We start from the raw sequence: 26,716 nt of genomic DNA on the forward strand, positions 1-26,716 counted from the left end.
TGCTTTAACCGTTGCGATCGGGTCGGTCAATAATATGATCTTCCCAGTCTCGTACTTCACTTTCCCGCACCGCAATGTAACGCACCGAAATACGTTGTGCATGCATCGCCTTTTTCGAGCCGGCAACTAATGGATGCCACGCCGGTAACGTGCCCCCCTCGCCTAACAGTCGATACGCGCAGGTGCGCGGCAACCAGTTAAAAGTGGTGAGATTTTCACGCGTCAACTTGATGCAGTCTTCTTCATACTCAAACCGGCGCTCATAGTTACGGCACTGGCAGGTTTTGATGTTGAGTTGATTGCAGGCAACGTTAGTGAAGTAAATTTCGTCGGTGTCCGCATCCTGCAACTTGTTCAGGCAGCACTGACCGCAGCCGTCGCACAGCGATTCCCACTCTGCATCGTCCATTTGGTCAAGGCGTTTAGTCTGCCAGAAAGGTTGTTCAGTCATGATGGCGGTCCGGGTTAAGCAACAAGACCGCACCTTATAAAGGGTTAGGTGCGGTGATGCAAGTTTTACAGCACGCGCGTGCTAATACCGTGACCGGCGAGTGAGATTTCAAGTTTGTCACCCGAACGCATCGGGCCCACGCCTTCAGGCGTCCCGGTCAGGATGACATCACCCGCGCGTAGCGTGAAATACTGGCTCATATAGGCGATCAGTGGCAGGATTTTGTGGATCATGTCAGCAGTGGAGCCATGTTGGCGCACTTCACCATTCACCACCAACTTCAACTCCGTATCTTGGGGATCACCGCCGAACTCCGCCACCGGGATAAAACCCGACAATGGGCAAGAGTTATCAAACCCTTTGGATTTTTCCCATGGCTGGCCGGCTTTTTTCAGTCCGGCCTGAACATCACGCAGTGTCAGGTCCAGCGCGACGCCGTACCCGGCAATCGCCTTGGCAACATGCTCTTCGCTAGCTTGCTTCAATGTCGAACCGATCAAGACCGCCAGTTCGACTTCGTGATGCACTTCACCGAAGGCGGAAGGAATAGAGAGCGGCTGGCGTAGATCACATACCGCTGTTTCAGGTTTGATAAACACCACTGGCTCTGTCGGCGTTGCACTACCCATTTCCTTGATATGCTTCGCATAGTTGCTGCCTACGCAAACCACTTTGCTGACGGGATAATCCAACAAAGCGCCCTGCCAGTTACGATGCTGATACATGTGATTCCCCTGCTTGAGTTGTGTTTGACGCCAGTTATGCTGGCGGATGTGTCATGCTCAGCGTCGGAACGCGACGATCTGAGGGGGATTATATTAGCGGGTTTATGGCAGCAGACGTGGCGGAAATTGTCAAAAGTCGTTAATCGTTCACAAGAAACGGCAATTGGGGGTCTGATTAAATGCCCGCAATAAAGTTTTATGCAGGCAATTAATTAATGCAAATAACACTGAGGATTTTTACAGGCTATATTTACAGATGAATCCGAATTAAACTTTTTTACCCTGATCAAGGTGAATGTTGAGCAGACTTTCTACCGGCGGTGGGATCTGCAAATAATACCCCTGTTCGCTCAATCCTTGCTTAACTTTATTGATATCGGCATTAGCCAGTTTGTCGCGTTTGTCCAGCGATAGCACCATCGCGAGCTGTGGTTTGCCAAAGCCACGCAGCAGCTCTTCAGGGACGCGTGAAAAATCGTCTTTTTTTTCAACATAGAGATAAGTCTGTTCACGTTGAGGGCTTCTGTAGATCACACAAAACATATTTTTTACTCGAATTAACCGATGGCGTCACTTGCCTGAATATAGCAGTAACTATAACATGCTTGCAGAACTTCGAATATTGACCGTTTGATGTTAACGATGATTTTATCGACGAACATCTTAGGGTCGTAAAACAGGACTGAGTCAGGACAGATGTCGCAAACGCCAATCGAATTCAAGGGAAGCAGTTTTACCCTGTCAGTCGTTCATCTGCACCATTCGCAACCCGAGGTGATTCGTCAGGCATTGCAGGACAAAATCAACCAGGCACCTGCCTTTTTGCAGAATGCGCCGGTGGTGCTCAATGTGTCAGCGTTAAACGGCGACATTAACTGGAAGCAGATGCAACAGGCAGTCAGCGCCACGGGTCTCCGCATTGTCGGCGTCAGCGGTTGTAAAGATGATGCCCTGAAAAAAATGATTGCCCGTGCAGGCCTGCCAGTGCTGACAGAGGGCAAAGACAATCGCAAGCGCGCAGAAGAACCGGCCGTTGAAGTTGCGCCACCGATTGTTGCACCCACTGCAGAAACGGCGAGTAAAACGCGCATTATCAGTACCCCAGTCCGTTCTGGCCAACAAATCTATGCGCGCAATGCCGACCTTATCGTCACCAATAGCGTGAGCGCTGGTGCGGAACTGGTCGCCGATGGCAACATTCATATTTACGGCATGATGCGTGGTCGCGCGCTGGCGGGTGCCAGTGGCGAACGTGACAGCCAGATTTTTTGCACCAATCTCGCAGCCGAGTTGGTCTCTATTGCCGGGGAATATTGGATCATGGATCAGATTCCGGCGGAATTCTTTGGTAAAGCCGCGCGCCTGTGTCTTAAAGACGGTGCGCTTACCATTCAGACACTTAATTAGGCCCCTTTTCTTTCGTTAAGGAAATCAACATTTATGGCACGCATCATTGTAGTTACATCAGGTAAAGGGGGCGTTGGCAAGACCACGTCAAGCGCGGCCATCGCCACAGGGTTAGCGCAAAAGGGCAAAAAAACTGTTGTGATCGATTTTGATATCGGTCTGCGTAACCTCGATTTGATCATGGGCTGTGAACGCCGCGTGGTGTATGACTTCGTCAACGTTATTCAAGGTGATGCCACACTGAACCAAGCCTTGATTCGTGATAAACGTACCGAGCAGCTCTATATTTTGCCTGCATCACAAACGCGCGATAAAGATGCTTTGACCCGTGAAGGCGTGGAAAAAGTGTTGAACGATCTCGCTGCGATGGAGTTCGATTTTATCGTGTGCGACTCACCGGCAGGTATTGAGACCGGTGCGTTGATGGCATTGTACTTTGCAGATGAAGCGATCATCACCACCAACCCGGAAGTCTCTTCCGTTCGCGACTCTGACCGTATTCTGGGCATCATCTCTTCAAAATCGCGCCGTGCTGAAAACAGCCAGGACCCGGTTAAAGAGCACCTGCTGCTGACGCGCTACAACCCTGGCCGTGTTACCCGTGGTGACATGCTGAGCATGGAAGACGTATTAGAAATCCTGCGTATTCCACTGGTCGGCGTGATCCCAGAAGATCAATCCGTGCTGCGCGCTTCTAACCAAGGCGAGCCGGTGATCCTCGACGCAAACTCTGACGCCGGTAAAGCTTACGCTGATACCGTAGATCGCCTGCTTGGCGAAGAACGCCCCTTCCGCTTTATTGAAGAAGAGAAGAAGGGTTTCCTGAAACGCCTGTTCGGGGGATAACCAATGGCATTACTTGATTTCTTTTTATCCCGTAAGAAGAACACAGCCAACATAGCCAAGGAAAGGCTGCAGATTATCGTGGCCGAACGCAGAAGGGGCGACAGTGAGCCCCACTATCTGCCGCAGTTAAAGCGCGATATTTTGGAAGTGATCTGTAAGTACGTGAAAATTGACCCGGATATGGTGACCGTTCAGCTGGATCAGAAAGGGGACGATATCTCCATCCTGGAACTAAACGTCACGTTGCCCGAGACGGAGACGGAAGACGTTCCTAAATGATAGAAGCGGGTTCATGATTTTCCCCTGCGTTATTCGCAGGGGAAAACGTGCTGTTTACAGCGCCTGTACGATCTCATCAATGCGTTTTTGCAGTAACTCTCCGCGCCAGCCAGTCAACAACTCGGGTGTACGGCAGCCACTCTTTAGTCCCCAGTACACACTCAAGACCTGATTGATTTGACGACGTGATGCCAGCAATTCCTGGCTGAATCCTGTCTCTTCACTCACCTGTTGCACCAGCGCTTTGATCGCTTTGAACGCCTGTTTATAGTGCGGGTGATCGATCAAGTTAGGCAATGGTTGTGGCAGCGTGTTTTCATCTTGCGCCTGCGCTTCAGCCACCAAGGCCACCATCGCTTTGCCGTGGAAACGGATCTCGTGACCATTTAAACCCAAATGATCTAACTCGCCCAAGCTCCCCGGCATAAAACGGGCAACTTTCCACAAGTTCTCCTCACGTACTACGAAGTTCACAGCCATGTCTTTCTGGCGTGCAATATTCAAACGCCATGCCGCCAGACGCTGAAGGGCAGCCAATTGACGCGGACGCAGTTGCCATGCGTTGGTGATGTCGCGCCACGCTTCTTCTGGCTGTAAGACATCAAGACGGCGTTGGCACAGGTTATCGCATTCGCTCAGTGCCGCCGCCATGTTGCCTGCGGCTTCCGTTTGAGCAACCAGTTGGTGTGCAATCGGCAGTAAGTAAGCCACATCCGCCGCGGCATAAGCGCACTGACGTTCAGTCAGCGGACGCGCCAGCCAGTCAGTACGGGCTTCACTCTTATCCAGTTCAATTTGGTTGAAGTGATTCACCATGGAGGCAAAACCCCAAGACAGCGCTTGTCCGGCAAAGGCCGCCAGAATCTGGGTATCAACCATCGGGTCAGGAAGGCATTTGAAACGATGCAGGAATACTTCCAGATCTTCGCCTCCCGCGTGCAGGAATTTGGTGACTTTTTTGTCTTGCAACAGCGCCACAAACGGCGTCCAGTCGCTAATATTGAGCGGATCGATCAGAACCAGTTGTTCACCATCAAACAGCTGGATTAAGCCCAACTGTGGATAGTAAGTACGCGTGCGCACGAATTCTGTATCCAGTGCTACCGCATCATGCTGGCGTGCCTGTTCGCAAACGGCTGCCAGCTGACTATCTTGGTCGATCAAAGTGTAATTCACGTATTCATTCTCGCTGCGGCACACTTCGCGCAGCGCTCCATGTTAAAAGCAATAAAAACGCCGGACTGAGCCGGCGTTAACCTGGGGAAAAGGACGACTTACTGCCCTTCTCGCTTCGCCTCGTCACGCAATTCGCGGCGCAAAATTTTGCCTACATTGGTCTTGGGCAGATCGTCACGAAATTCGATAATCTTCGGCACTTTATAGCCCGTCAGCTGCCGGCGGCAATGATCCAGCACTTCCTCTTTGGTGAGTGAAGCATCCTTCTTAACGATGCAAACTTTCACCGCCTCACCGGAAAGATCGCTTGGCACGCCAATCGCCGCAGCTTCACGCACTTTCGGGTGCTGCATCAGCACATCTTCGATTTCGTTAGGATACACGTTAAAGCCCGACACCAAAATCATGTCTTTCTTACGATCGACGATGCGAATAAAGCCTTCGCCATCAACGGTAACAACATCACCTGTATGCAGCCAGCCATTTTTCAATACTTCTTCCGTCGCCTCCGGCCGTTGCCAGTAACCGACCATCACCTGCGGGCCACGGATGCAGAGCTCGCCTGGCTCACCAGGCGCGACATCCTTATCTTCATCGTCCACGATACGAACATCGGTAGAGGGTACAGGAAGACCGATGCTACCGGTGTGGCAAGTGATGTCATAGGGGTTAACCGACACCAAGGGTGAACATTCCGTTAATCCATAGCCTTCCAGCAGATAGTGGCCGGTCAATTTTTCCCAGCGTTCAGCCACCGCTTTCTGCACGGCCATGCCGCCGCCCGCGGATAAACGTAGCGTAGAGAAATCAAGCTTGTTGAAATTGGCATCATTCAGCAGCGCATTAAACAGGGTGTTAACGCCAGTGATGGCCGTGAAGGGAAACTTGCTGAGTTCCTTCACAAAACCGGGAATATCGCGCGGGTTGGTGATCAACAGGTTGGTGCCGCCCAAGTCCAGAAACAGCAGGCAGTTAACGGTCAGTGCAAAAATATGGTACAGCGGCAGTGCCGTCACAACGTGCTCTTTTCCCGGACGCAGCAGTTTACCGTAGGTAGCCTTGGTCTGCTCCAGATTGGCTTGCATATTGCCGTGCGTCAGCATGGCACCTTTGGCGACGCCCGTGGTTCCGCCCGTGTATTGCAGGAACGCCAGATCGTCATTGGTGAGGGTTGGACGTTGATAATCCATGTGCGCGCCCTGTTGCAACGCACTTCTGAAAGGCACTGCGCCCGGCAGATGATACTTAGGCACCAGCTTCTTGACGTATTTCACCACAAAGTTGACCAGTGTGGCTTTAACGGGGGCCAGTTGGTCACCCATACGCGTTAACATCACGTGTTTGACCGGCGTCTCTGCCACCACTTTTTCCAGCGTATGGGCAAAGTTGGAGACGATCACAATAGCGCTGGCACCACTATCGTTTAACTGATGTTTCAGCTCTCGCGGGGTATAAAGGGGGTTAACGTTAACCACCACCATGCCCGCGCGTAATACACCAAAGAGCGCCACCGGATACTGGAGAAGGTTTGGCATCATCAGCGCCACACGGTCGCCTTGTTTAAGCCCCAAACCTTGCTGTAGCCAGGCAGCAAAATCACGACTTTGTTTGTCCAGTTCACGATAGGTCATTGGCTGACCCATATTGATGAAGGCGGTTTGCTCAGCATACTGCAGCGCTGCGTGCTCGAAAAGTTCAACCAAGGAGGTATAGCGATCCGCATTAATCTCTGCTGGAACGTCTGCTGGATAGCGTTTAAGCCAAACCTTGTTCAAAGAATCACCCCGATATTCTTGTTGTGTAGCCATCGCTGCCTCTGCAATCAGTGCTGTTAACAATATTTTAACTGATTGTACCAGTTTGCTTATCTCAGCATTTTCAGGTTGCGAAGCACATCACTAAATTTCGCGCATCGGTTGCGCATCCAATAAAAAAGCCCGGTCGCGAGCGCCGCGACCGGGCCGTAATAGAATAATAACGGGTTACTCAGTCAGGATAGTTTGTACCTGTGCTGGCCCAGTATTCATGTTCATTCCCCAGTACGGATTCGGTCCCCAATAACCGGGGTGACGGCGTGTTGGACCGTACCAAATCCACGGGTCGATCGGTTGCGGCGGTGTCATCACCTGCTGCGTTAAATGCCAACGCTGATAACCACGCACATCCACCACCACGAAGTTGTAACTGGCTTTGCCAATTTCACCTTTTTCGGTGCCTTTGATATTACCCAGCACGGTGATGTATTGATTGTTCAGGTCTACTGGATCGACAAAACCACGGATGTCGGCAAAAATGCGCCCCACGGATGCGGCACCCAAACGCGGGCGCGCGCTGTCGTCCAGCGGTTGTGTGGCAATCTCAAGGCGGGTTAAGCCATTAAGGTTGGTGACTTTCACCACTTTACCGCCGAAACGTGACTCCTGGCCGACATACAGCTGCGGCGCATTCATTACGCGTAATAAATCTTGCTGTGGAAGTTGAGAGCTTCCTTTAATGGAATCTGGCACCGAAACGCAACCGCTCAGCAGTAACGCACAGGCTAACAGAGCGCCAGACATCCCTTTACGACTCATTGGCATAGCACTTCTCCTGTTATTTCTCAGTTAGACTGGGCGGTGGCGAAATAGTTGCGTCACGCTTAACGGCCAGGCAACTTTTTCCATGCCACTTCATTTCGCAGATAAACCGGCTCGGCATTTTCCACCGCCACCGATTCACCGCGCTGCCAGGCACTCAGTGCCAGCGGCAGCATATCTTCCGCTGCGGGTAACGCTACGTCGGTAGCAACAAGTTTGGCATTCGCTGTGGTGAGAAGATGTGGGTAAGCCTGCCACCCCGTGCCCACCGTTGCCCATTCACCCGTCAGTTGCGCAATTCGCGCCTCTGCCGCTTCCGGTTTCAACACGGCTTCAGTTTCTGCACCCTGCCATTCGCCGTTGGCATCGCGCTGATATTCAGCCCAGTAAACTTCACCCATGCGCGCATCAATCGCCGCTAACACGCGGGTAGCACCGGTCAGACGCCAGGCACCTTGCGCCATGGTCGCCAGAGATGAGACGCCAATCATCGGCAGATTCGCCCCGAGAGCCAGTCCTTGCGCGATACCAATGCCAATACGTACGCCCGTGAAACTTCCCGGACCACGCCCGAATGCCAGCGCATCCAGCGCGGTCAGTTCCAGCTGCTGAACCTTCAACAGCTCCTGGACCAGGGGCAATATACGTTGGGTATGATCGCGCGGCGCAATTTCAAAGCGTGCATCGATCTGCTGCTGATTGAGCAGCGCGGCAGAACAGGCTTCTGTCGCCGTGTCCAAGGCTAAAATTCGGGCGGACATAACAACCTCTGAGAATCAAAATGGCGCGCATCTTAACACAGCCGGACAAAAATTAGTGATTCTCTGCCCGGCGCACGAATGCAATGGCGCGATTCAAGTCACGAGTCCGTGGCGTGGGCGGCAGACTGTTGAGAAACAACCCACCATAGGGGCGTGACACCAGACGCTGATCACAAATCACTAATACGCCGCGGTCCTCTGTATCACGGATTAAACGGCCAACACCCTGTTTCAGGGTGATCACCGCATCAGGTAATTGCACGTCATTGAACGGATCGCCGCCACGTAAGCGGCAATCTTCCATGCGTGCTTTGAGTAACGGGTCTTCTGGTGACGTAAACGGCAGCTTATCGATAATCACCAAAGAGAGTGCGTCACCACGCACGTCCACCCCTTCCCAGAAGCTACTGGTGGCAACCAGTAAGGCGTTCCCGGCATCAAGGAACTGCTTCAACAGTTGTCCTTTACTGGTTTCGCCCTGCAAGAGCACCGGTAAGGTCATTGAAGCCCGGAACTCCGCGGCCAGCTCGCGCATCATCTTGTGCGAGGTACAAAGGAAGAAACAGCGCCCTTTATTGGCATCAATCAAAGGTTTCATCATGCGAGCTAACTGACGGGCCCCGCCAGGATGATTGGGTTCCGGCATGTTGCGCGGCACGCACAGCAGTGCCTGTTGCGCATAATCGAAGGGGCTATCAAGGATCAGCGTTTTGGCTTTGTCGACACCGAGCCGATGGGAAAAGTGGCTCATCTGCTCATTCACCGCCAGCGTGGCGGAGGTGAACACCCACGCAGCTTTGCGGTTATCCATCACTTCACGAAAACGTTCCGCGACCGACAGCGGCGTCAATGCCAAGGTGAAATGACGGCTGGTGCATTCGTACCAGTAGCTAAAACCGGGTTCATCAATCGCGCGTAAACGCTTCAAGCGGGTACGATACAGCGCGGCGCGTTCGAAAGCCGCATCCAATAACGCCGAGCGTCCCAGCGATAATTTGATCACGTCATAACACAGTTCTAACGCATCATCTAACAGCGTATACATACGCATAATGTTGTTATCGCTGAGCAGATCGCGCAGGTTGCCACGAAAGCCCGGCTCGCCCAACGTTAGACGAAAATCCTGAGCGCATTGAGCGAGACGGTCAGCAGACTTTTGCAACTGCTGTACGTCACGCACCTCTGTGCGGTACGCAATAATGATGTCTTTGGCCAGGTCCTGTAATTGACGGCTGGAGATTTGCTGGCCGAAATATTGGCTGGCAATGTCAGGTAACTGATGGGCCTCATCGAAGATCATCACATCCGCTTCTGGGATCAGCTCACCGAATCCGCCCTCTTTCACCACCAGATCGGCCAGAAACAGGTGATGGTTGACCACCACGACATCGGCGTCCATCGCCTTTTTACGCGCCTTCACCACGAAACAATCTTTATACAGCGGGCAGTCACTACCCAGGCAGTTATCGTTGGTGCTGGTAACAAAGGGCCAAATCGGGCTATCTTCGGCTACGCCGGAACAGCTACTGACGTCACCATCCACCGTTTGGGACGACCAGTTACGCACGTTGATCAAATCACCCAAGGCTTGCACGGTCAGATCGCCGCCGGTTTGGTTCTGCTGCTCAAGACGTTCGAGGCATAAATAGTTTGAACGCCCTTTAAGTAACGCAGTTTTGCCGCTGAACTTCAGGGCGCGCGCAATGGTAGGCAGATCGCGGTTATAGAGCTGATCCTGCAACGCTTTAGAACCGGTAGAAACAATGACTTTCTTTTTTGCGCGCAAGGCTGGCGCCAAATAAGCATAGGTTTTACCGGTACCGGTACCCGCTTCTACCACCAGCTCTCCGCCAGTGTTGACGGCTTCCGTGACGGCTTGCGCCATCTCGCGCTGTGCTTCACGCGGTTTAAAACCAGGAATCGCCAGCGCCAACGCGCCTTCAGTTGCAAAATCGTCTGCCACACATCCTCACCGATTGTTCAAATACCGCGGCATTATCTCAGGATTCCTAAGAAGCGACCACAACAGATGACAGCCCCCCAGGGATATGGCAGGCTAGCGCAGCGAAATTAAAGGAGAACAACATGACCATTACACGTATCGATCCTGAACACCGTATGTCCGAAGCTGTTGTGCATGATCAAACCGTGTATTACACCAGCGTACCGGAAAATCTTGATGAAGATGCGGAAGCGCAAACAGCCAACGCGCTGGCGGTGATTGACGCGATTCTGGCCCGCGTCGGATCGGATAAAAGCAAAATTCTTGATGCCACGATTTTCCTGGTGGAAAAAGCCGATTTTCCGGCCATGAACCGTGCATGGGATGCGTGGGTATCACCCGGCAATGCGCCAGTGCGTTGCACCGTGCAAGCCGGATTGATGAACCCGAAATACAAAGTCGAAATTAAAATCATCGCCGCGCTGTAATCAATCCGGGCGTTATTCGTCTTCCTCGTCGTCTTCGAACCGCGCCCGAATCGCTTCACCCTGATGGCTTTGGCGGATCTCATGGGCAACTTGTGCAATCGCCTGACCACTGGCCATGCCGCCTGCCATTAATTCCTGAATACGCTCAACAGCCTGCTGCTGCTGTTCATGAGATAAAGCGGGAAGACCTGTAAACATGATTCGCTCCTGGTGCTAAAGGGGGCGCATTATTCCACGCAGAACAAACAGGTGCCAGCGGCAAAAAAATATGCCAGGCTACGCGCCTGCTTGCTGGATTAATTAGCCCGATGATCGTACAAACCCTTAACCTGAAGTATACGCCTGATACGTTACTGCACCGCTTTTCTGCTTTGGCACATCGTCCGTGGGCGATGCTACTCACCTCTGGCCATGCCGATCACGCTGATAATCGCTTCGATATACTGACCGCCGATCCCCATGCCACGCTCATGACGCGCGGAGATATGACCGAGATCGACAGTGAAGGTAAGGTGTTACTTTCCGCCGAAGACCCACTGACGCTGGTGCAACAGCAGTGCGACTTACTCGGCATAAAGCCTGAGTTTAATGCAGACTTACCCTTTCAGGGTGGTGCACTGGGTTTGTTTGGTTACGACCTGGGTCGTCGGTTTGAGACACTGCCTCAACGTGCGCAGCAGGATCTCAAAACGCCGGATATGGCGGTAGGGATTTATGACTGGGCGCTGATTGCCGACCACCATCTGCAAAAACTCACGCTGATTTCACTCACCGATGCCGAACAACGTTGGCAATGGCTACAGGCACAAGCGGTACCGCAGCCCAAAACCTTTGCACTCACCAGCGATTGGCAATCTAATCTCAGCTTCGAGCAGTATGCGGAGCGTTTCGAGGCAGTGCAAAACTATATTCAGGCGGGTGACTGCTACCAGGTCAATCTGGCGCAGCGGTTTAAAGCCAGTTATCGCGGTGATGAATGGCAGGCGTTCCTGCGTTTGAATCGTGACAACCGTGCGCCATTTAGTGCCTTTATCCGTCTGCCGAAAAGCGCATTACTGAGCCTGTCACCAGAACGTTTTCTCTCACTGCAACAGCATGAGATTGAAACACGCCCAATAAAAGGCACCCTGCCGCGCCTCGCCGATCCTGAGGCTGACCGATTACAGGCAGAAAAGCTCGCCAATGCTGATAAAGATCGTGCCGAGAACCTGATGATCGTTGATTTGCTGCGCAATGATATTGGCCGTGTGGCTGAACCAGGCAGTGTTCACGTACCGGAACTTTTTGTTGTCGAGCCTTTCCCGGCTGTGCATCATTTGGTGAGTACCGTGCGCGCTCGTTTGCCGCAACATCTGTCCGCGACTGACCTGCTACGCGCCTGTTTCCCCGGCGGATCGATTACCGGGGCACCTAAGATTCGCGCCATGGAAATCATTGAAGAACTTGAACCACAGCGCCGCAACGCTTGGTGTGGCAGCATCGGCTACCTGAGTTTATGCGGCCGTATGGATACCAGCATCACCATCCGCACGCTGATTGCAGAAAACCACCAGCTTTATTGCGCCGCCGGTGGTGGTCTGGTGGCAGATAGCGATCTTGAACTCGAATATCAAGAGACTTTTCATAAAGTTAACCGAATTTTGCCCAGCCTGAGCGGTGAGGTCTAAATGAGCCTGACACTGGATCAATTTCTTAGTCGTTTCATGATGCAGCCACCGGTGAGCACACCGAAAAGTGTCATCAGCGGGCGCCGTGCGGCGGTGTTGGTACCCGTGATTGCTGGGGCGGAACCTGGCTTGCTGCTGACGCGTCGCTCTTCTCACCTGCGCAAACACGCCGGTCAGGTGGCTTTTCCCGGCGGCATGCAAGACACAACGGATGATTCTCTGGTGCACACCGCGCTGCGTGAAGCAGAAGAGGAAGTGGGTATCCAGCCGCAACAGGTTAACGTCGTTGGTGTGCTTCCGCCTGTCACCAGCAGCACGGGCTTCGCTGTCACCCCCGTGGTCGGTATCATTCCGGCTGGATTACCACTGAATATCAATCCTGACGAAGTGGAAAGCACCTTTGCGATGCCATTGGCAGAAGCGCTGCGCCTCAGTCGCTATAGCGGACTCACATTGCGTCGCGGCCACCGTCAGCATCAGGTGTGGCTGTCATGGTACGAGGATTACTTTATCTGGGGCATGACCGCAGGTATCATCCGCGCGCTGGGTCAACAAATCGCCCTCCCCTAAATTTCCGCTCTGGTTTCCCATCCTCGATAAATTCGATCCACTTCACAACAGTGGAATGGGATAACTATTTCTGTGGTTTATAATTAGTTTATTTCATGCGAAAAGCTGCTCATTGCAGCGCGCGGGCGATTACTATTAGCCGCATAAACGGCTTCAGCCGTACAAAAAAAGAACTGTGAGGAGTGTCACCAGTGATTAGTGTTTTTGACATGTTCAAAGTGGGCATTGGCCCATCCAGCTCACATACCGTGGGTCCGATGAAAGCGGGCAAGCAGTTCGTTGATTTGCTGGTCGAACAGGGCAAACTGCAGGACGTCACACGCGTCAGCGTTGATGTTTATGGCTCACTGTCGCTCACGGGCAAAGGTCACCATACTGACATCGCTATTATTATGGGCCTGGCGGGCTTCGAGCCAGCCACGGTGGATATCGATAGTATTCCCGCCTTTATAAAAGACGTTGAACAGCGTGAGCGGTTGTTACTGGCTCAGGGTGCACGTGAAGTCGATTTCCCACGTGAAGGTGGCATGGTATTTCGCAGTGAGAATCTCTCATTGCATGAAAATGGCATGACGGTGTTCGCCTTCGCGGGTGATTTGTTGATCCTGACGAAAACCTACTACTCCATTGGTGGCGGTTTCATCGTCGATGAAGAACACTTTGGCCAGTCGGTCTTAGATCAAGTGTCCGTTCCCTACCCGTTCAACTCTGCGAAAGAGTTGCTCAGTCACTGCCACGAAACCGGTCTGTCTCTGTCGGGTTTGGTAATGAAAAATGAACTCGCATTGCACAGCCGCGAAGATATTCATGACTATTTTGGCAATGTCTGGCAGACCATGCAGTCCTGTATTGATCGCGGTCTTAACACCGAAGGCGTGTTACCGGGTCCACTGCGCGTTCCACGTCGTGCAGCATCGCTACGTCGCTTACTGGTTTCTTCCACCAAGCACTCCAACGACCCAATGAATGTGATTGACTGGATCAACATGTTTGCCTTGGCGGTGAATGAAGAGAATGCCGCTGGCGGACGTGTGGTAACCGCCCCCACTAACGGGGCCTGCGGCATCGTACCTGCGGTGCTCGCTTATTATGATCATTTCATCGAAACGGTGACGCCAGAGATCTTTACCCGCTACTTCCTCGCGTCGGGTGCGATTGGCGTGCTGTATAAAATGAACGCTTCGATTTCTGGTGCAGAAGTCGGTTGCCAGGGCGAAGTGGGTGTCGCTTGCTCAATGGCCGCCGCGGGTCTGGCCGAGTTGCTGGGTGCCAGCCCAGAGCAGGTTTGTGTTGCCGCTGAAATCGGTATGGAGCACAACCTTGGCCTCACCTGTGACCCGGTTGCCGGTCAGGTGCAAGTACCCTGTATTGAACGTAATGCCATTGCCTCGGTGAAGGCCATCAATGCCGCGCGTATGGCACTGCGCCGCACCAGCGAACCGCGTGTATCGCTGGATAAGGTTATCGAGACTATGTACGAAACCGGCAAAGATATGAACGCCAAATACCGTGAGACTTCTCGTGGGGGTCTGGCAATAAAAGTCCAATGTGATTAATTTGATACGTTTAAAAAATCACCATTTAAATTTTTTTTATGCATCCCGCACTACCTCAGAGTGAGTAAACCAGATACATTAATTTGCGCGCGGCCCTTAGTGGCCGCGCTGTTTTTTAGTGCCGTTTTTTTTGTTCAGGCACGCTAAACCTGGCCGCCTCTATGCCGATAACCTTCACGTTAATTTGGCTTCAATCTTTGTTTTGCAAGGTGGTTACTGATGCTCATTCCCCAGCAATTTGTCGGTCAATTTCGCCGTAAGCGCCTGCTTATTGCGTTGGTGATCGCAGCGCTGGTTCTGATTCTGACGCTCACTTTTCGTTATATCGAAGAGAAGTCGCGCATTGAGCAACAGTCATTAAATTTTGCCAGTCGAGCCATTGAAAGGTTTGACCGCATGTTCTCCCCACTTGATGTTTCCGCCAATAACACCCTTGGCCTGGTCGGCGTGCCTTGTGCGCAAGTGCGCTACCCGCTGATTGAGAAAATTGCTGCGTTGCAAACCGTTCGCACCGTGCTACTGGTACAGGATGACAACATTTACTGTTCCAGTATTTACGGCCCACGCGATATCTCATTTAGTCAGACCTATCCTGAACTCGCCATTAATAACCAGCGCATGATGCTAACGACCGATGATTATCTGTTAAAAGGATCGCCGGTACTGCTGCTCTGGACGCCGAAGTCACTGGATAACCGCGATGGCTTACTACAGATCATCAACGTTGAGTTGATGACCAACTATTTGCTGGAACCCCAGTTGCCTTGGGTTGAACGCGCCATTTTTAACGTGGGTGGTCAAAGCCTTGAATATGGTAATCCACTGATTGAACACACCGTGCCATCGGAAGATGAAGTTGCTTACGATCAATCCTCGTTACGGTATCCGTTTAGCATCACTTTGTATGGACCTTCGCCAGCACGTCTGGCGCTGAATACGCTACCTTCCCAGCTTCCGCTTGCGGTGCTGTTGAGCCTGCTAATGGGTTACATCGTCTGGCTGGCTACCGCGAACCGCATGAGCCTGAGCTGGCAAATCAGTTACGGCATTACGTCGAACGAGTTCATGGTTTATTGCCAGCCGCTGATCAATGCTAAAAGCGGTGAATGTGATGGCATTGAGCTGCTGTTACGTTGGCATAATCCTCGCCAAGGATGGATAGCACCCGACGTGTTTATTCCTTTGGCTGAGCGTCAAAACCTCATCGCGCCGCTGACCCGCTTTGTGCTCGCCAAAGTGGTGGATGAATTACCCAACCTGCCACAGTGCCCTTCTTTCCATATCGCCATTAATGTTGCGGCAAGTCACTTCCACGATCGGGCTATCGTAGAGGATTTGCAGGAAATCTGGTGGCCGGCTAATCCGTTGCCAAAACTGGTGGTCGAATTAACGGAGCGTGATGCGCTACCCGTGATTGATCAGTCTGTGGTGTCGCAGTTGCACGAGATTGGCGTCAGTTTGGCGATTGATGATTTCGGCACCGGCCACAGCTCGCTGGCCTACCTCAAAGATTTGAAGCCAGATGTGCTGAAGATTGACAAGATCTTCACCGCCGCCATTGGTACCGATGCTATTAACGCCACCGTGACCGATATGGTCATCTCCCTGGCACAGCGTTTGAACATCGCACTGGTGGCTGAAGGGGTCGAGACCGCTGAACAAGCCAATTATCTGCGTGAACGGGGTGTCGACCATTTACAGGGCTACTATTACGCCCGTCCGATGCCGATTGAAGACTTCCCTGTGTGGCTGGAGCAGCACCAGTCGCACCTTAATGCCTGAGGACCCACGTCAGGCAGACCGCAAAATGCACCATGAAGCCGGTGAAGGGGGATGAGGAGTAAAGCGTCCGCCGCAAGGATGCGGCGGCCGAGGCTACAGGGATGTATTCACGCCGTCTTTACGGAACATCCCCCTTTACTGGCTGGACAGCACCATCCCTGACTCATCTTTATTGTTCAACGTTTTCTTCTCACAATATTAAATAACAAAAAGGCCGTCTTTCGACGTAATACTTGTCAGTTAAGCATGTGGTGATAACGCAGTCTGATGCCGCTCAGGGGCTGGCTGTCCTCGCGCCGCTGACGCGGTACCTTCACTTCACTCGGCAGCCTGACGGACCGGCGCAGACGGGACTTTCCCTGTCCCGGCTGCACCTTTCGCCAGCATCCATGCTGGCTCTCCTGGCTTCCTCATTCCGTTCAGCGCTGCGAAATGCCAGCCCCTGAGCGGCACCAGCCTGCTTGTTGGCATTTGTTTACGCTGCTGGAGAGGGCACGATGGTGAAGACTTTAGCGCTTTTACTTCCACAAAGAGCACTGTGTCAGAGGCCACAGCACCAAAATGCGCATAAGAAAAGGCCGCCATTTTTAGAAAATGGCGGCCTCATTCGAACAGGATCTTAACTGACAAGCATTACGTCTTTCGACGGCCTTTTTTCTTAACGATTAAGCATCATGCTCTTCGTCATCGTGTGGCTTATCTTTGGTTACACGCACCAGGTCGATGCGGTAGTCCGTTGCCTCGATGATTTGGAAATGCAGCGGAGGCAAATCAATCACTTCGCCAGGCAATGGCAGTTGGCCCTTTTGCGCAATCAGCAAGCCTGCCAGAGAGGCGTGGTCTTCTTCTCGGTCAACCAATTCATGATGATCCAGCAACTGCTGCAGTGAGTGCAGGTCGGTCCCGCCTTTCACTAACCAGCCATCGCCATCAGCAATCACATCCGGCGTTTCATCTTCATCCGGGAACTCACCCGCAATCGCTTCCAGCACGTCCAGTGGGGTAATCAAACCTTGCACCACACCGAACTCGTTAGTCACGATCACAAAACTCCCCTTCGCTCGGCGCAATACGCCCAACAGGTTGATGGGATCTAACGTTTCCGGTACCACAATGGCGGGCGTATTGGCAGCAAAGGTCGCCACATCCATACCGTGTTCCAGTGCAACCAGCAGTTCTTTTGCTCGCACCACACCGATAATTTCATCCAACTCACCACGACACACCGGGAACAAGCTGTGCGGCGTATCCAGCAACTGGATACGAATCTCATCCAGCGGACGAGAGACATCAACCCATGAAATATCACCACGTGGCGTCATGATACTGCGAATAGAGCGCTGTGAAAGCGTCAGCACGCCATTGATCATGTAACGCTCTTCGTCTTTAAACGCTTCCTGCGGCATCGCTTCCGTCAGAGCCGCTTCTTCAGTGGTCGCAGGCTGATGACGCTGGCGACCGCCCATCAAACGCAGAATTGCTTCGGCGGTGCGCTCACGCATCGGACGGTGCGCCTGATGGCGGATAAAGTTACGACGCGCAATCTGGTTAAACAACTCGATAAGAATCGAGAAGCCAATCGCCGCGTACAAGTAACCTTTCGGAATATGGAAACCAAAGCCTTCTGCCACCAATGACAAACCGATCATCAGCAGGAAGCTTAAACACAACACCACGACAGTAGGATGCGCGTTAACGAAGTTGGTCAGCGGTTTAGAGGCCAACAACATCACGCCCATGGCAATCACGACGGCGGTCATCATCACCGGTAGGTGGTTCACCATACCAACGGCAGTGATCACGGCATCGAGTGAAAACACCGCATCAAGCACCACAATCTGCGTCACCACCGCCCAGAAGCTGGCATAGCTTTTATTGCCCTGCTGCTCCAGTCCACGGTTCTCCAGGCGTTCATGCAGTTCCATCGTGGCCTTAAACAACAGGAACACACCACCAAACAGCAAGATTAAATCTCGCCCGGAAAAGCTGAAATCGCCTACGCTGAATAGGGGCCGTGTAAGCGTAACCATCCAGGAGATCAGCGACAGCAGGCCAAGGCGCATGACCAAAGCAAGCGATAGACCGATCAGTCGGGCTTTATCACGCTGTTTTGGCGGCAACTTGTCTGCAAGGATGGCGATAAACACCAGGTTATCAATGCCGAGCACGATCTCCAGCACGATTAGCGTCAGTAAACCCGCCCAAATTGAGGGGTCGAAGAGAATTTCCATCAATGACTCCTAACAACACGAATGGGCGAACGCAACTGAGCCTGCGCCAGAAGGCGAGACGAGAGATCGTTAGCAAATGAGGTCACGCTGAAGAGCGTTGAAGTGTGCGCCAGAGAGCGCGGTGAACATGTTGAGCGACGTCGGTGACGGTCCATAAAGGTGAGCTGAAGCCCGTTACTCCTAAATATTAAACAGAACGCTAATGTATCAGTTACATCAACGGCGTCAAAAAATTTTATTACATTTACAAACAACTGCACAAACGCAGGAATAACGAACATAAATGCAATTTTGCAGCGTTACGCTCGAAATAGCTGACAAACATCACATAAATTATTTTTTCGCACACTAAAATAAATCGCGACCTTACCGCTGTGCAGCGGACAGTTTCGGATTATTTATTGATGCGTTTCTTTATCTTAGACCAAAACGATCCACCTGAAACAACAACGGTAATTCTCAATGATTCCCGGCAATGCCAGTGAATCTCTCATGCGAACGGAGGTAGCAAGTGACCATTGCTATTGTAATTGGTACACATGGCTGGGCGGCAGAACAGCTGCTTAAAACAGCAGAAATGTTGTTGGGTGAGCAGGAAAATGTCGGATGGATTGATTTCGTACCCGGCGAAAATGCAGAAACGCTAATTGAAAAATATCAGGCGCGACTGGCAGAACTCGATACATCAAAAGGCGTGCTATTCCTGGTCGATACCTGGGGTGGTAGCCCGTTCAATGCAGCCAGTCGCATTGTGGTGGACAAGCCGAATTATGATGTCATTGCCGGTGTCAATATTCCGATGCTGGTTGAAACCCTGATGGGGCGTGATGATAACCCATCCTTTGAGGAATTGATTCACATAGCCGTGGAAGCCGGTCGTGAAGGGGTTAAGGCCCTCAAGACCGAAACCCCTGCCCCAGCAGCCGCAGCACCCGTTGCGGCGAAAGCTCCAGCCCAACCACAAAAACCTCTGGCACCCGGCGAGCACATGAAGATCGGGCTTGCCCGTATCGATGATCGCCTGATCCATGGTCAGGTGGCGACCCGCTGGACCAAAGAGACCAATGTGACCCGCATTATTGTGGTGAGCGATGAGGTAGCCAGCGACACCGTGCGTAAAACACTGCTGACGCAGGTGGCCCCACCGGGTGTCACCGCACACGTTGTGGATATCGATAAGATGATACGCGTATGGAACAACCCAAAATACGGTCGCGATCGTGTGATGCTGCTCTTCACCAACCCAACCGATGTTGAACGCATCGTTGAGCAAGGCGTCGACATCAAATCCGTCAACATTGGTGGCATGGCATTCAAACAGGGCAAAACCCAGGTCAACAACGCGGTTTCTGTCGATCAGAAAGATATCGCCGCGTTCCGCAAACTGAACGAACGCGGTATCGAACTGGAAGTGCGTAAAGTTTCAAATGACCCGAGATTAAAAATGATGGACCTGATTGCGAAGGTCAATCAGTAGTTCGCTTTTGCCTGCACTGGCGGGCGAATACTTGAGACCTTGCTGAGGAGAAAAGCAATGGAAATAACCACGCTACAAATCATCCTGATATTTATTGTGGCTTGTATTGCCGGGATGGGTTCGATTCTTGATGAGTTCCAGTTCCACCGTCCCTTGGTCGCTTGTACCTTGATTGGTGCCGTTCTGGGTGACATGAAAACCGGTATTATCATCGGTGGTACGCTGGAAATGATCGCCTTGGGCTGGATGAACATCGGTGCGGCTGTCGCGCCCGATGCGGCGCTAGCCTCTATCATCTCAACCATTTTGGTTATCGCCGGTGGGCAAAGCGTCGGTGCGGGTATCGCACTGGCAATTCCACTGGCTGCGGCCGGTCAGGTTCTGACCATCATCGTGCGTACCATCACCGTGGCCTTCCAGCACGCAGCCGATAAGGCCGCCGAGAAGGGCAACCTGAGCGCCATCAGTTGGATTCACGTGTCGGCTTTGGTGTTGCAGGCAATGCGTATCGCAATCCCAGCTTTAATCGTGGCGATCTCAGTGGGCACCAGCGTAGTACAGGAACTGCTGAACTCCATTCCTGAAGTGGTCACCAACGGTCTGAACATTGCCGGCGGTATGATCGTGGTTGTGGGTTATGCGATGGTCATCAACATGATGCGCGCAGGTTACCTGATGCCGTTCTTCTATCTCGGCTTCGTTACCGCTGCGTTCACCAGCTTCAACCTGGTCGCACTGGGTGTGATTGGTGTGGTTATGGCTGTGCTGTACATCCAGCTGGCACCAAAATATAACCGCACTGCGGGTGCTGCGGCTGCTGGCCCTGCACACAATGACCTCGACAACGAACTCGACTAGGAACAGGTGAAATCATGGTAGATACAACTAACGCTCCAAAGAAACTCACCCCGAGCGACGTTCGCGGTGTGTTCATCCGCTCTAACCTGTTTCAGGGTTCATGGAACTTTGAACGTATGCAGGCGCTGGGCTTCTGTTTCTCAATGGTGCCGGTGATTCGTCGCCTTTATCCTGAGAATAATGACGACCGCAAACAGGCGATTAAACGTCACCTGGAGTTCTTTAACACCCACCCTTACGTGGCCGCGCCGGTTCTTGGTGTGACCATGGCGATGGAAGAGCAACGTGCTAACGGCGCCGCCATTGACGATGCGGCCATCAACGGCATCAAAGTCGGTCTGATGGGACCGCTGGCTGGCGTAGGTGACCCGATCTTCTGGGGTACGGTACGTCCAGTGTTTGCAGCGCTGGGTGCAGGTATCGCGATGAGCGGCAGCCTGTTGGGTCCACTGCTGTTCTTCATCCTGTTTAACGCCGTGCGTATGCTGACGCGTTACTACGGCGTAGCCTATGGTTATCGCAAAGGTGTGGATATCGTGAGCGACATGGGCGGCGGCTTCCTACAGAAACTCACGGAGGGGGCGTCGATTCTCGGCCTGTTTGTTATGGGGGCCTTGGTCAACAAGTGGACACACGTAAACGTGCCGCTGGTGGTGTCGCGCATTACCGATCACACCGGCAAAACCACTGTGACAACCGTGCAGTCAATTCTCGATCAGCTGATGCCGGGCTTAATCCCACTGCTGCTGACCTTTGGTTGTATGTGGTTGCTTCGCCGCAAGGTCAATGCCCTGTGGATTATCGTCGGCTTCTTCGTCTTGGGTATCTTCGGTTACTGGATCGGTCTACTCGGTCTGTAATACGCTCGCCGGGGGCTTTGGCTCCCGGCGGTTTTAGCGGGATTACCTGAGCGCCAACGTTGAGGTAAATTCGTTTGAGGAAGAAAATTTCATGTCACTGACTGACGCTCTGATTGCGCTGCTCATCATCGCCTTCGCCCTGTTCGCACTCTACGATGATGTCATCATGCCGCGACGCCATGGCCCCACCAAACTTCGTGTGGCGCTGCGCCGTCGTCACAAAATCGACAGTGGCATTTTTATTGTACTGTTGCTGATTTTGCTGTGGAACAACGTCAGCAACCATGGGCCACAGCTGAGCACCACCCTGCTGATGGTGCTGTGTTTTATGGCTATCTGGTTGTTCTGGCTACGCACACCCAAACTACTGATGAAAAATGATGGGCTGTTTTTTGGCAGCGTATGGATCGACTATCGCCGTATTCAGAGCATGAACCTTTCCGAAGATGGCATTTTGGTGATGCAACTGGAACAGCGTCGTCTGCTGATTGCAGTGAAACAGCTTGACGATTTGGAGCGGATTTATAACACCCTGGTGGAAGCGCGTTAAGCACGCTGCCACAGCGTCAGGACAAAATCGGCGTCGCAGCTAAAGGTATCGGCTGCCGCCAATTCTTGCCACATCTCTTCACGCGCACGCCAGGCAAACGGCGTCATCTGCAACAGACTCACGGCTTCAGCGCCTTTCAACGTCATCTCATAACGAAGGTTTTGTTGTTCGACTTGAGTAAATCCTTCATAGGCTTTCTCTTCAGCCGCATGCAGTTGTACTTCGCGATAAATGCGCGCTTTAAATTGCTGCAGGTGATGCGGCCCTGGTGTTACGGTGAGTAAATAGCCGCCCACTTTAACGACCCGGCTGAGTTCCGCTTCATTACAGGGTGCATAGATACGCACAATGCCGTCCAAAGACGCATCAGCAAAGGGTAAGCGCTGGCTTGAAGCAACACAGAACTTCACCGCACGATAGCGCTTAGCTGCCATACGGATGGCCGCCTTCGCCACATCAAGCCCAAATAGCTGAGCCTGTGGCAGTACTTCTGCCATCTTCGCGGTGTAGTACCCCTCACCGCAGCCGATATCCAATACCTGCGCAGTTTGGCCGGACAAACGTTCCGTCAACACCTTGGCGACAGCATCACGCAGCGGCTGATAGTGCCCTGCATCGAGAAACACGCGGCGAGCCAGCAACATTTCAGCGCTGTCACCCGGTTCACGAGAACCTTTGTACTGGACGGGCAACAGGTTGACGTACCCTTCTTTCGCCTGATCGAACTGATGACCTGCATCACAGCGAAAACTGCTCGCCTGCTGCTGTAAAGGCTGATGGCAAAGGGGGCAAATCAAAGACATAGATAACTCCGGGTTAGCGATTCGCGCGCAGTTTACCCTGATCATCTGGCAACAGAAAGGATAAAGAAAAGCCCCGGTCATAGACCAGGGCTTTACGATTCGTGTCAGCGGTGCATGGCACCGAGTCTGAGAGCGAAATCAGATAGCAGTAACGTTTACTGCTGCTGGGCCTTTCTGGCCGTCCTGAATTTCAAACTCAACAGCCTGGCCTTCAGCCAGAGTTTTGAAGCCATTACCCTGGATTGCAGAGAAGTGTACGAACACATCTTTGCTGCCGTCAGCAGGAGTGATGAAACCAAAACCTTTAGACTCGTTGAACCACTTAACCTGACCTTTAATCTTTGCCATTTTTGCAAATTCCTTAGAGTGTTTATATTGCCCGAGGGCAGTCTTACAGAGAAACCAGAGACATTACTGAATGAGGCACTAATTTAAGGTTCGGCAAGGAAGCGGAATTCAACGTCAACGTCTTTACTCGTAACTTCTTTACTGAAGATGCCATACATAAACAGAACTGTACCTCGTTTGACCCACGATTTGTTATCACATATCCGCAAATTAATGGCAAGCCATTTTTAAACAGCGATAGACGCGACGCACATTATTGCCCGTAACCTCACATGTTTTTGCCGATACAAGATTGACAAGCGTGGGGTTCAATAAACGAAAACGTTTATTAGTCAGTATAGTTAGCGCCATCAGACCGCTGTGTCAAGCGCAGCGGGATAACAAAAACCATACCAAATAAAGCAGATTAGGTTACGCAGAAAATATTGCACTAATATGGCACAGATAAAATATTCCCTCCAAAAAATTACATTTAATGCAACAATCGTGCACTGTGCAAAACTTGTACAGATCCAATTATTAGGTACAAGTCATCAATTATTTTGCACCAAAATCAGGAAACTAATTCGATGCTTGCCCCAAATATATGCACTGCATTTTGGCGGTTATCTTATTTTTAACTATTTACCCAACAATTAAATGTTAAAAAACTGCACCCGAAGACTTGATTTAACCAAACAGTGTTAGGACTAATCTGAGTCGATATTCAACAAGCTACGGCTCTCCCCTATTCTCCAGGGAATAAAGCCCTGACTGGACTCTCCCGCCGCCTGCCGTGCTATCTCTAATGCGGCGGGAGGTTCATCCAACGGATCATCAGCCAACTCAAACACCCCCCAATGTATCGGCAAAGTGAGTGGGCGACCAATAGATTGCCAGAGATGCACGGCCTGGTCCGGGTCCATATGTTGCCCCTGCATGAACCATTTTGGTGCGTAAGCGCCAATAGGTAATGCTGCAAGGTTAAATGGCCCCAAACGGTTAGCGATCTCCAGTAAGTTATCGCTGTAGCCGCTGTCACCCGAAAACCAAAAATTCAGTGTCATATTGCGCACGACCCATCCGCACCAGAGTGAGCGATTCCGATCCCAAAAGGTGCGCATGCTCCAGTGTCTGGCAGGTACGGCCGTAAAGGTTAATCCTGATACGTCGACAGATTGCCACCAGTCCAACTCAGTGACATGGCGGACACCGCGCTTGCGACACCATCCGCCCATCCCCAGCGGCACAATGAACTGCGCAGCAGGAAAACGACGGGCGATGCGTTTTACCGTGGGGCGATCGAGATGATCATAATGGTTGTGCGAAATCAGCACAAAATCGAGATGAGGTAACTGTGTGACGCTGAGCGGCGCGGGTGTTTTGCGTTCAGGCCCTGCAAACGGCAACGGAGAAGCTCGCGAAGAGAGCACGGGATCAATAAGTATGTAGCGTTGATTAAGACGCAGCAGGATCGCAGCATGACCCAACCACCAAACGCGATCGTCATTGCCGCTTAAATCTGCGCTTTGACACCAGCTTTCAATGAAAGCCGGGTACCCGGCTTGTGGTGGCCGCGGCAAATTCGCCGCCTTGCGCTCGCGCCGCCAGCGCTGCAAATCCCCTGGCTTCCGCAACTCCTCTTCCGGGTTGCGGAAGCCTTCTGGCGTATGATGAGCCAGTGATGCGTCATACCAGGGATTTTGCCAGGCCATTACTGCGTCCTATTTAACTTAACGTTCGGGAATCATCCGGATGAAATCGCGCTGATCTGCGTCATCCTCTTCTTCCTGCTGCTGTGCTGTGGCTGGCTGTTGTGCATCCGCCAAGCGGCGCAACAGCGCATTTTGTTTTTTCTGCTCTTCTAACAGCGCTTCCAGCAACTGAATTTGTTCACTGGCTCGCACGCTGGCACGGTTGACGAAGAACCATGCAATAAAGGCCACAACAATGATGATGGCCAGAACGCCATAATTGAACAGCGGACTGGTATTTGCGGCTAACTCGTTCATAACTGCCTCTATAGTCAAACATAAAACACTTACACCGCCGCTGATTCTACTCGTTGTGTGCGGAAAAGATAATGGTTGCCAGTGGAAAGCAGATTATCCCGCATCCTCGTGGCTTTCAGTTATCTCTGATCGATTTAATCAGCTGGACGCGGCATGCTGCTACTATAGAAATGGCAGCGACTTCAGGATAGCTGCGTTATGTATCACAAGGAGAAAAAATGAAACTATTCATTCGAGCAATAATGGTGGTAGCGGTAGTCTGGTTGGCCATGCTTTTTACGGGCTATGGTGTGTTGACAGGCAGCAACAAGAATGCAGCGGGACTGGGTTTGCAGTGTAGCTACCTCACCGCTCGCGGCATGATCACTGCACAATACTTGCACACTGACAGCGGCATCGTCGGCGTAACCGATTGTCCAATTCTCAAGAAAAGTGGCGAAGTGGTAGACAATTGATGGTTATAACGGGCTGGCAACAGCCCGTTATGCTGTATCAGAAAGGATAGTGGTGGTAGCCCATCTGGTCGGAAATGTTCCGCGCAGCACGATGCAGCATCGCGACATATTCGTTTTTCGCCTCTTCGGAAAAACGGATGGTGGGAAAGGAGATACTTAGCCCAGCAATCACGACGCCAAAGCGGTCAAACACCGGCACTGCGATACAGCGCAAGCCCTCTTCCTGCTCCTCGTTGTCCTCACCATACCCCTGCTCTTTCACCTGAAGCAGGACATCAAGTAGTGCCTCTGCGGTCACAATGGTGTTGGCGGTGCTACGGCGGAATTCGACTTCACTCAGAATCTCTTGCGCTTCGCTGCGATCGCGCCACGCCAGCAGCACTTTACCAATCGCGGTAGTGTGCAGCGGATTACGGCGGCCAATACGCGAGTACATACGCAGATTGTAGAGTGAATCAATTTTATGAATGTAGACGATGCTATCTTCTTCCAAAGCCCCCAGATGGATGGTCTCTTTGGTCAGTCGCGATAGTTCACGCATCTCTACGTCCGCACTGCGGATGAGGTCGACGTTTTGCAGTGCTTTAGCACCCAATTCAAAAAGCTTTAGGGTCAGTGAATATTTTTCGCTTTCCCCTTCCTGCGCCACATAACCCAGCGACTTCATGGTTTGTAGAAAGCGATACACCGTGCTTTTGGACATCATCACACGTTGTGACAGCTCAGTAATACCGTGATCGCGCTCTTCGCCCAGCGCCTGCAAAATGCCAAACACTTTCATTACCGAAGAAACGGAATCTGGCTGTTTATCGTTATCACTGCTCGCCATAGCGCATATCCTTTTTTGACGGTGTTTCAAAAAAAACGGAACAGAAGCGTCAGTATATGCGTTTCAGCCCAGCGGCAGCAACGGCTGG

Annotated in this window: 29 protein-coding genes; 13 read left to right on the top strand and 16 right to left on the bottom strand. The window is 52.1% G+C overall.

Features of this window, described 5'->3' with window-relative positions:
- Positions 1-4: 4 nt before the first annotated feature.
- From ycgN to F3J38_RS11210, 3 genes are all read right to left on the bottom strand, one after another.
- Positions 5-451, bottom strand: coding sequence for a cysteine cluster protein YcgN (gene ycgN / locus F3J38_RS11200; RefSeq protein WP_034828749.1), 447 nt, complete (start codon positions 449-451; stop codon positions 5-7).
- A 65-nt stretch (positions 452-516) separates the two neighbouring features.
- Entirely contained in the window at positions 517-1,176 is a 660-nt protein-coding gene (locus F3J38_RS11205) for a fumarylacetoacetate hydrolase family protein (RefSeq protein WP_167138348.1), read from the bottom strand.
- A 267-nt stretch (positions 1,177-1,443) separates the two neighbouring features.
- Positions 1,444-1,719: a YcgL domain-containing protein gene (locus F3J38_RS11210; protein ID WP_167138350.1), complete on the bottom strand. Its 276-nt coding sequence runs from the start codon at positions 1,717-1,719 to the stop codon at positions 1,444-1,446.
- 153 nt (positions 1,720-1,872) lie between these two features.
- Between F3J38_RS11210 and minC the strand changes: the two genes are divergently transcribed.
- From minC to minE, 3 genes are read left to right on the top strand one after another with little or no spacing between them, the layout of a single operon-like run.
- Complete coding sequence (gene minC / locus F3J38_RS11215; protein WP_167138352.1) at positions 1,873-2,583, top strand: septum site-determining protein MinC; 711 nt, start codon at positions 1,873-1,875, stop codon at positions 2,581-2,583.
- 33 nt (positions 2,584-2,616) lie between these two features.
- Positions 2,617-3,429, top strand: coding sequence for a septum site-determining protein MinD (minD, locus tag F3J38_RS11220; RefSeq protein WP_034828743.1), 813 nt, complete (start codon positions 2,617-2,619; stop codon positions 3,427-3,429).
- Between the two features lie 3 nt (positions 3,430-3,432).
- Positions 3,433-3,708, top strand: a complete 276-nt coding sequence (minE, locus tag F3J38_RS11225) for a cell division topological specificity factor MinE (RefSeq protein WP_034828741.1) — start codon at positions 3,433-3,435, stop codon at positions 3,706-3,708.
- Positions 3,709-3,762: 54 nt separating this feature from the next.
- On the opposite strand, the gene rnd is transcribed toward minE, so the two are convergent.
- From rnd to yoaA, 5 genes are all read right to left on the bottom strand, one after another.
- Entirely contained in the window at positions 3,763-4,884 is a 1,122-nt protein-coding gene (rnd, locus tag F3J38_RS11230) for a ribonuclease D (protein ID WP_167138354.1), read from the bottom strand.
- Between the two features lie 98 nt (positions 4,885-4,982).
- Positions 4,983-6,659, bottom strand: a complete 1,677-nt coding sequence (gene fadD / locus F3J38_RS11235; protein WP_167138857.1) for a long-chain-fatty-acid--CoA ligase FadD — start codon at positions 6,657-6,659, stop codon at positions 4,983-4,985.
- 207 nt (positions 6,660-6,866) lie between these two features.
- Positions 6,867-7,463 (bottom strand): Slp family lipoprotein, encoded by a 597-nt coding sequence (locus F3J38_RS11240; protein ID WP_167138356.1) that lies wholly within the window; start codon positions 7,461-7,463, stop codon positions 6,867-6,869.
- 59 nt (positions 7,464-7,522) lie between these two features.
- Positions 7,523-8,221, bottom strand: a complete 699-nt coding sequence (tsaB, locus tag F3J38_RS11245) for a tRNA (adenosine(37)-N6)-threonylcarbamoyltransferase complex dimerization subunit type 1 TsaB (protein WP_167138358.1) — start codon at positions 8,219-8,221, stop codon at positions 7,523-7,525.
- A 52-nt stretch (positions 8,222-8,273) separates the two neighbouring features.
- Positions 8,274-10,184, bottom strand: coding sequence for a DNA repair helicase YoaA (gene yoaA / locus F3J38_RS11250; protein ID WP_167138360.1), 1,911 nt, complete (start codon positions 10,182-10,184; stop codon positions 8,274-8,276).
- A 122-nt stretch (positions 10,185-10,306) separates the two neighbouring features.
- Here yoaA and F3J38_RS11255 point away from each other — a divergent pair, with 122 nt between their 5' ends.
- The gene (locus F3J38_RS11255; protein ID WP_167138362.1) at positions 10,307-10,651 is read left to right on the top strand and encodes a RidA family protein; all 345 of its coding nucleotides are present in this window, start codon (positions 10,307-10,309) and stop codon (positions 10,649-10,651) included.
- Positions 10,652-10,663: 12 nt separating this feature from the next.
- Here F3J38_RS11255 and F3J38_RS11260 read toward each other — a convergent pair whose 3' ends face one another.
- Positions 10,664-10,849: a YoaH family protein gene (locus F3J38_RS11260; protein ID WP_167138364.1), complete on the bottom strand. Its 186-nt coding sequence runs from the start codon at positions 10,847-10,849 to the stop codon at positions 10,664-10,666.
- Between the two features lie 110 nt (positions 10,850-10,959).
- Between F3J38_RS11260 and pabB the strand changes: the two genes are divergently transcribed.
- From pabB to pdeD, 4 genes are all read left to right on the top strand, one after another.
- The gene (gene pabB, locus F3J38_RS11265; protein ID WP_167138366.1) at positions 10,960-12,318 is read left to right on the top strand and encodes an aminodeoxychorismate synthase component 1; all 1,359 of its coding nucleotides are present in this window, start codon (positions 10,960-10,962) and stop codon (positions 12,316-12,318) included.
- Positions 12,319-12,888, top strand: coding sequence for a CoA pyrophosphatase (locus tag F3J38_RS11270; protein WP_167138368.1), 570 nt, complete (start codon positions 12,319-12,321; stop codon positions 12,886-12,888).
- 191 nt (positions 12,889-13,079) lie between these two features.
- Positions 13,080-14,444, top strand: coding sequence for an L-serine ammonia-lyase (gene sdaA / locus F3J38_RS11275; RefSeq protein ID WP_167138370.1), 1,365 nt, complete (start codon positions 13,080-13,082; stop codon positions 14,442-14,444).
- A gap of 219 nt (positions 14,445-14,663) precedes the next feature.
- Positions 14,664-16,226 (top strand): cyclic di-3',5'-guanosine monophosphate phosphodiesterase PdeD, encoded by a 1,563-nt coding sequence (gene pdeD / locus F3J38_RS11280; RefSeq protein ID WP_167138372.1) that lies wholly within the window; start codon positions 14,664-14,666, stop codon positions 16,224-16,226.
- A 665-nt stretch (positions 16,227-16,891) separates the two neighbouring features.
- On the opposite strand, the gene F3J38_RS11285 is transcribed toward pdeD, so the two are convergent.
- A complete protein-coding gene (locus F3J38_RS11285; RefSeq protein ID WP_167138374.1) occupies positions 16,892-18,457 on the bottom strand; it encodes a TerC family protein in 1,566 nt (521 codons plus the stop codon).
- 511 nt (positions 18,458-18,968) lie between these two features.
- Here F3J38_RS11285 and manX point away from each other — a divergent pair.
- The 4 genes from manX (at position 18,969) to F3J38_RS11305 (ending at position 22,202) form a co-directional block, all read left to right on the top strand.
- On the top strand, positions 18,969-19,934 hold the full coding sequence (gene manX / locus F3J38_RS11290; RefSeq protein ID WP_167138376.1) for a PTS mannose transporter subunit IIAB: 966 nt from the start codon (positions 18,969-18,971) through the stop codon (positions 19,932-19,934).
- Positions 19,935-19,991: 57 nt separating this feature from the next.
- Positions 19,992-20,792, top strand: coding sequence for a PTS mannose/fructose/sorbose transporter subunit IIC (locus F3J38_RS11295; protein WP_167138378.1), 801 nt, complete (start codon positions 19,992-19,994; stop codon positions 20,790-20,792).
- A 14-nt stretch (positions 20,793-20,806) separates the two neighbouring features.
- Positions 20,807-21,652 (top strand): PTS mannose transporter subunit IID, encoded by an 846-nt coding sequence (locus tag F3J38_RS11300; protein WP_167138380.1) that lies wholly within the window; start codon positions 20,807-20,809, stop codon positions 21,650-21,652.
- Positions 21,653-21,743: 91 nt separating this feature from the next.
- Positions 21,744-22,202 (top strand): DUF986 family protein, encoded by a 459-nt coding sequence (locus tag F3J38_RS11305; RefSeq protein ID WP_167138382.1) that lies wholly within the window; start codon positions 21,744-21,746, stop codon positions 22,200-22,202.
- On the opposite strand, the gene rlmA is transcribed toward F3J38_RS11305, so the two are convergent.
- The 5 genes from rlmA to F3J38_RS11330 form a co-directional block, all read right to left on the bottom strand.
- Complete coding sequence (rlmA, locus tag F3J38_RS11310; RefSeq protein ID WP_167138384.1) at positions 22,199-23,005, bottom strand: 23S rRNA (guanine(745)-N(1))-methyltransferase; 807 nt, start codon at positions 23,003-23,005, stop codon at positions 22,199-22,201. The two genes, F3J38_RS11305 and rlmA, sit on opposite strands and share 4 nt — an antisense overlap.
- Before the next feature lie 138 nt (positions 23,006-23,143).
- Positions 23,144-23,353, bottom strand: a complete 210-nt coding sequence (gene cspE / locus F3J38_RS11315) for a transcription antiterminator/RNA stability regulator CspE (RefSeq protein ID WP_034828712.1) — start codon at positions 23,351-23,353, stop codon at positions 23,144-23,146.
- Positions 23,354-23,436: 83 nt separating this feature from the next.
- Entirely contained in the window at positions 23,437-23,511 is a 75-nt protein-coding gene (locus F3J38_RS11320; protein WP_128599124.1) for a DUF2627 domain-containing protein, read from the bottom strand.
- A 531-nt stretch (positions 23,512-24,042) separates the two neighbouring features.
- On the bottom strand, positions 24,043-25,047 hold the full coding sequence (locus F3J38_RS11325; RefSeq protein WP_167138386.1) for an MBL fold metallo-hydrolase: 1,005 nt from the start codon (positions 25,045-25,047) through the stop codon (positions 24,043-24,045).
- An 18-nt stretch (positions 25,048-25,065) separates the two neighbouring features.
- Positions 25,066-25,344: a YebO family protein gene (locus tag F3J38_RS11330; RefSeq protein ID WP_167138388.1), complete on the bottom strand. Its 279-nt coding sequence runs from the start codon at positions 25,342-25,344 to the stop codon at positions 25,066-25,068.
- A 218-nt stretch (positions 25,345-25,562) separates the two neighbouring features.
- On the opposite strand from F3J38_RS11330, the gene F3J38_RS11335 reads away from it, so the two are divergent.
- Complete coding sequence (locus F3J38_RS11335) at positions 25,563-25,799, top strand: YobH family protein (RefSeq protein WP_167138390.1); 237 nt, start codon at positions 25,563-25,565, stop codon at positions 25,797-25,799.
- A gap of 37 nt (positions 25,800-25,836) precedes the next feature.
- Here F3J38_RS11335 and kdgR read toward each other — a convergent pair whose 3' ends face one another.
- On the bottom strand, positions 25,837-26,628 hold the full coding sequence (kdgR, locus tag F3J38_RS11340) for a DNA-binding transcriptional regulator KdgR (RefSeq protein ID WP_167138392.1): 792 nt from the start codon (positions 26,626-26,628) through the stop codon (positions 25,837-25,839).
- Positions 26,629-26,716 lie beyond the last annotated feature (88 nt).

The sequence above is a fragment of the Candidatus Pantoea formicae genome (assembly GCF_011752625.1).
Taxonomy (GTDB): Bacteria; Pseudomonadota; Gammaproteobacteria; order Enterobacterales; family Enterobacteriaceae; genus Pantoea; species Pantoea formicae.

What these genes read in the sequence shown, in the direction of transcription:
- F3J38_RS11325 (WP_167138386.1), bottom strand. Translation starts at nt 25,047, where the DNA reads ATGGCCTGGCAAAATCCCTGGTATGACGCATCACTGGCTCATCATACG.
- F3J38_RS11270 (WP_167138368.1), top strand. Translation starts at nt 12,319, where the DNA reads ATGAGCCTGACACTGGATCAATTTCTTAGTCGTTTCATGATGCAGCCA.
- F3J38_RS11300 (WP_167138380.1), top strand. Translation starts at nt 20,807, where the DNA reads ATGGTAGATACAACTAACGCTCCAAAGAAACTCACCCCGAGCGACGTT.
- F3J38_RS11285 (WP_167138374.1), bottom strand. Translation starts at nt 18,457, where the DNA reads ATGGAAATTCTCTTCGACCCCTCAATTTGGGCGGGTTTACTGACGCTA.
- F3J38_RS11260 (WP_167138364.1), bottom strand. Translation starts at nt 10,849, where the DNA reads ATGTTTACAGGTCTTCCCGCTTTATCTCATGAACAGCAGCAGCAGGCT.
- pdeD (WP_167138372.1), top strand. Translation starts at nt 14,664, where the DNA reads ATGCTCATTCCCCAGCAATTTGTCGGTCAATTTCGCCGTAAGCGCCTG.
- F3J38_RS11210 (WP_167138350.1), bottom strand. Translation starts at nt 1,719, where the DNA reads ATGTTTTGTGTGATCTACAGAAGCCCTCAACGTGAACAGACTTATCTC.
- F3J38_RS11305 (WP_167138382.1), top strand. Translation starts at nt 21,744, where the DNA reads ATGTCACTGACTGACGCTCTGATTGCGCTGCTCATCATCGCCTTCGCC.
- minC (WP_167138352.1), top strand. Translation starts at nt 1,873, where the DNA reads ATGTCGCAAACGCCAATCGAATTCAAGGGAAGCAGTTTTACCCTGTCA.
- ycgN (WP_034828749.1), bottom strand. Translation starts at nt 451, where the DNA reads ATGACTGAACAACCTTTCTGGCAGACTAAACGCCTTGACCAAATGGAC.
- F3J38_RS11205 (WP_167138348.1), bottom strand. Translation starts at nt 1,176, where the DNA reads ATGTATCAGCATCGTAACTGGCAGGGCGCTTTGTTGGATTATCCCGTC.
- F3J38_RS11330 (WP_167138388.1), bottom strand. Translation starts at nt 25,344, where the DNA reads ATGAACGAGTTAGCCGCAAATACCAGTCCGCTGTTCAATTATGGCGTT.
- cspE (WP_034828712.1), bottom strand. Translation starts at nt 23,353, where the DNA reads ATGGCAAAGATTAAAGGTCAGGTTAAGTGGTTCAACGAGTCTAAAGGT.
- F3J38_RS11295 (WP_167138378.1), top strand. Translation starts at nt 19,992, where the DNA reads ATGGAAATAACCACGCTACAAATCATCCTGATATTTATTGTGGCTTGT.
- rlmA (WP_167138384.1), bottom strand. Translation starts at nt 23,005, where the DNA reads ATGTCTTTGATTTGCCCCCTTTGCCATCAGCCTTTACAGCAGCAGGCG.
- minE (WP_034828741.1), top strand. Translation starts at nt 3,433, where the DNA reads ATGGCATTACTTGATTTCTTTTTATCCCGTAAGAAGAACACAGCCAAC.
- minD (WP_034828743.1), top strand. Translation starts at nt 2,617, where the DNA reads ATGGCACGCATCATTGTAGTTACATCAGGTAAAGGGGGCGTTGGCAAG.
- pabB (WP_167138366.1), top strand. Translation starts at nt 10,960, where the DNA reads ATGATCGTACAAACCCTTAACCTGAAGTATACGCCTGATACGTTACTG.
- tsaB (WP_167138358.1), bottom strand. Translation starts at nt 8,221, where the DNA reads ATGTCCGCCCGAATTTTAGCCTTGGACACGGCGACAGAAGCCTGTTCT.
- F3J38_RS11255 (WP_167138362.1), top strand. Translation starts at nt 10,307, where the DNA reads ATGACCATTACACGTATCGATCCTGAACACCGTATGTCCGAAGCTGTT.
- F3J38_RS11335 (WP_167138390.1), top strand. Translation starts at nt 25,563, where the DNA reads ATGAAACTATTCATTCGAGCAATAATGGTGGTAGCGGTAGTCTGGTTG.
- F3J38_RS11240 (WP_167138356.1), bottom strand. Translation starts at nt 7,463, where the DNA reads ATGCCAATGAGTCGTAAAGGGATGTCTGGCGCTCTGTTAGCCTGTGCG.
- kdgR (WP_167138392.1), bottom strand. Translation starts at nt 26,628, where the DNA reads ATGGCGAGCAGTGATAACGATAAACAGCCAGATTCCGTTTCTTCGGTA.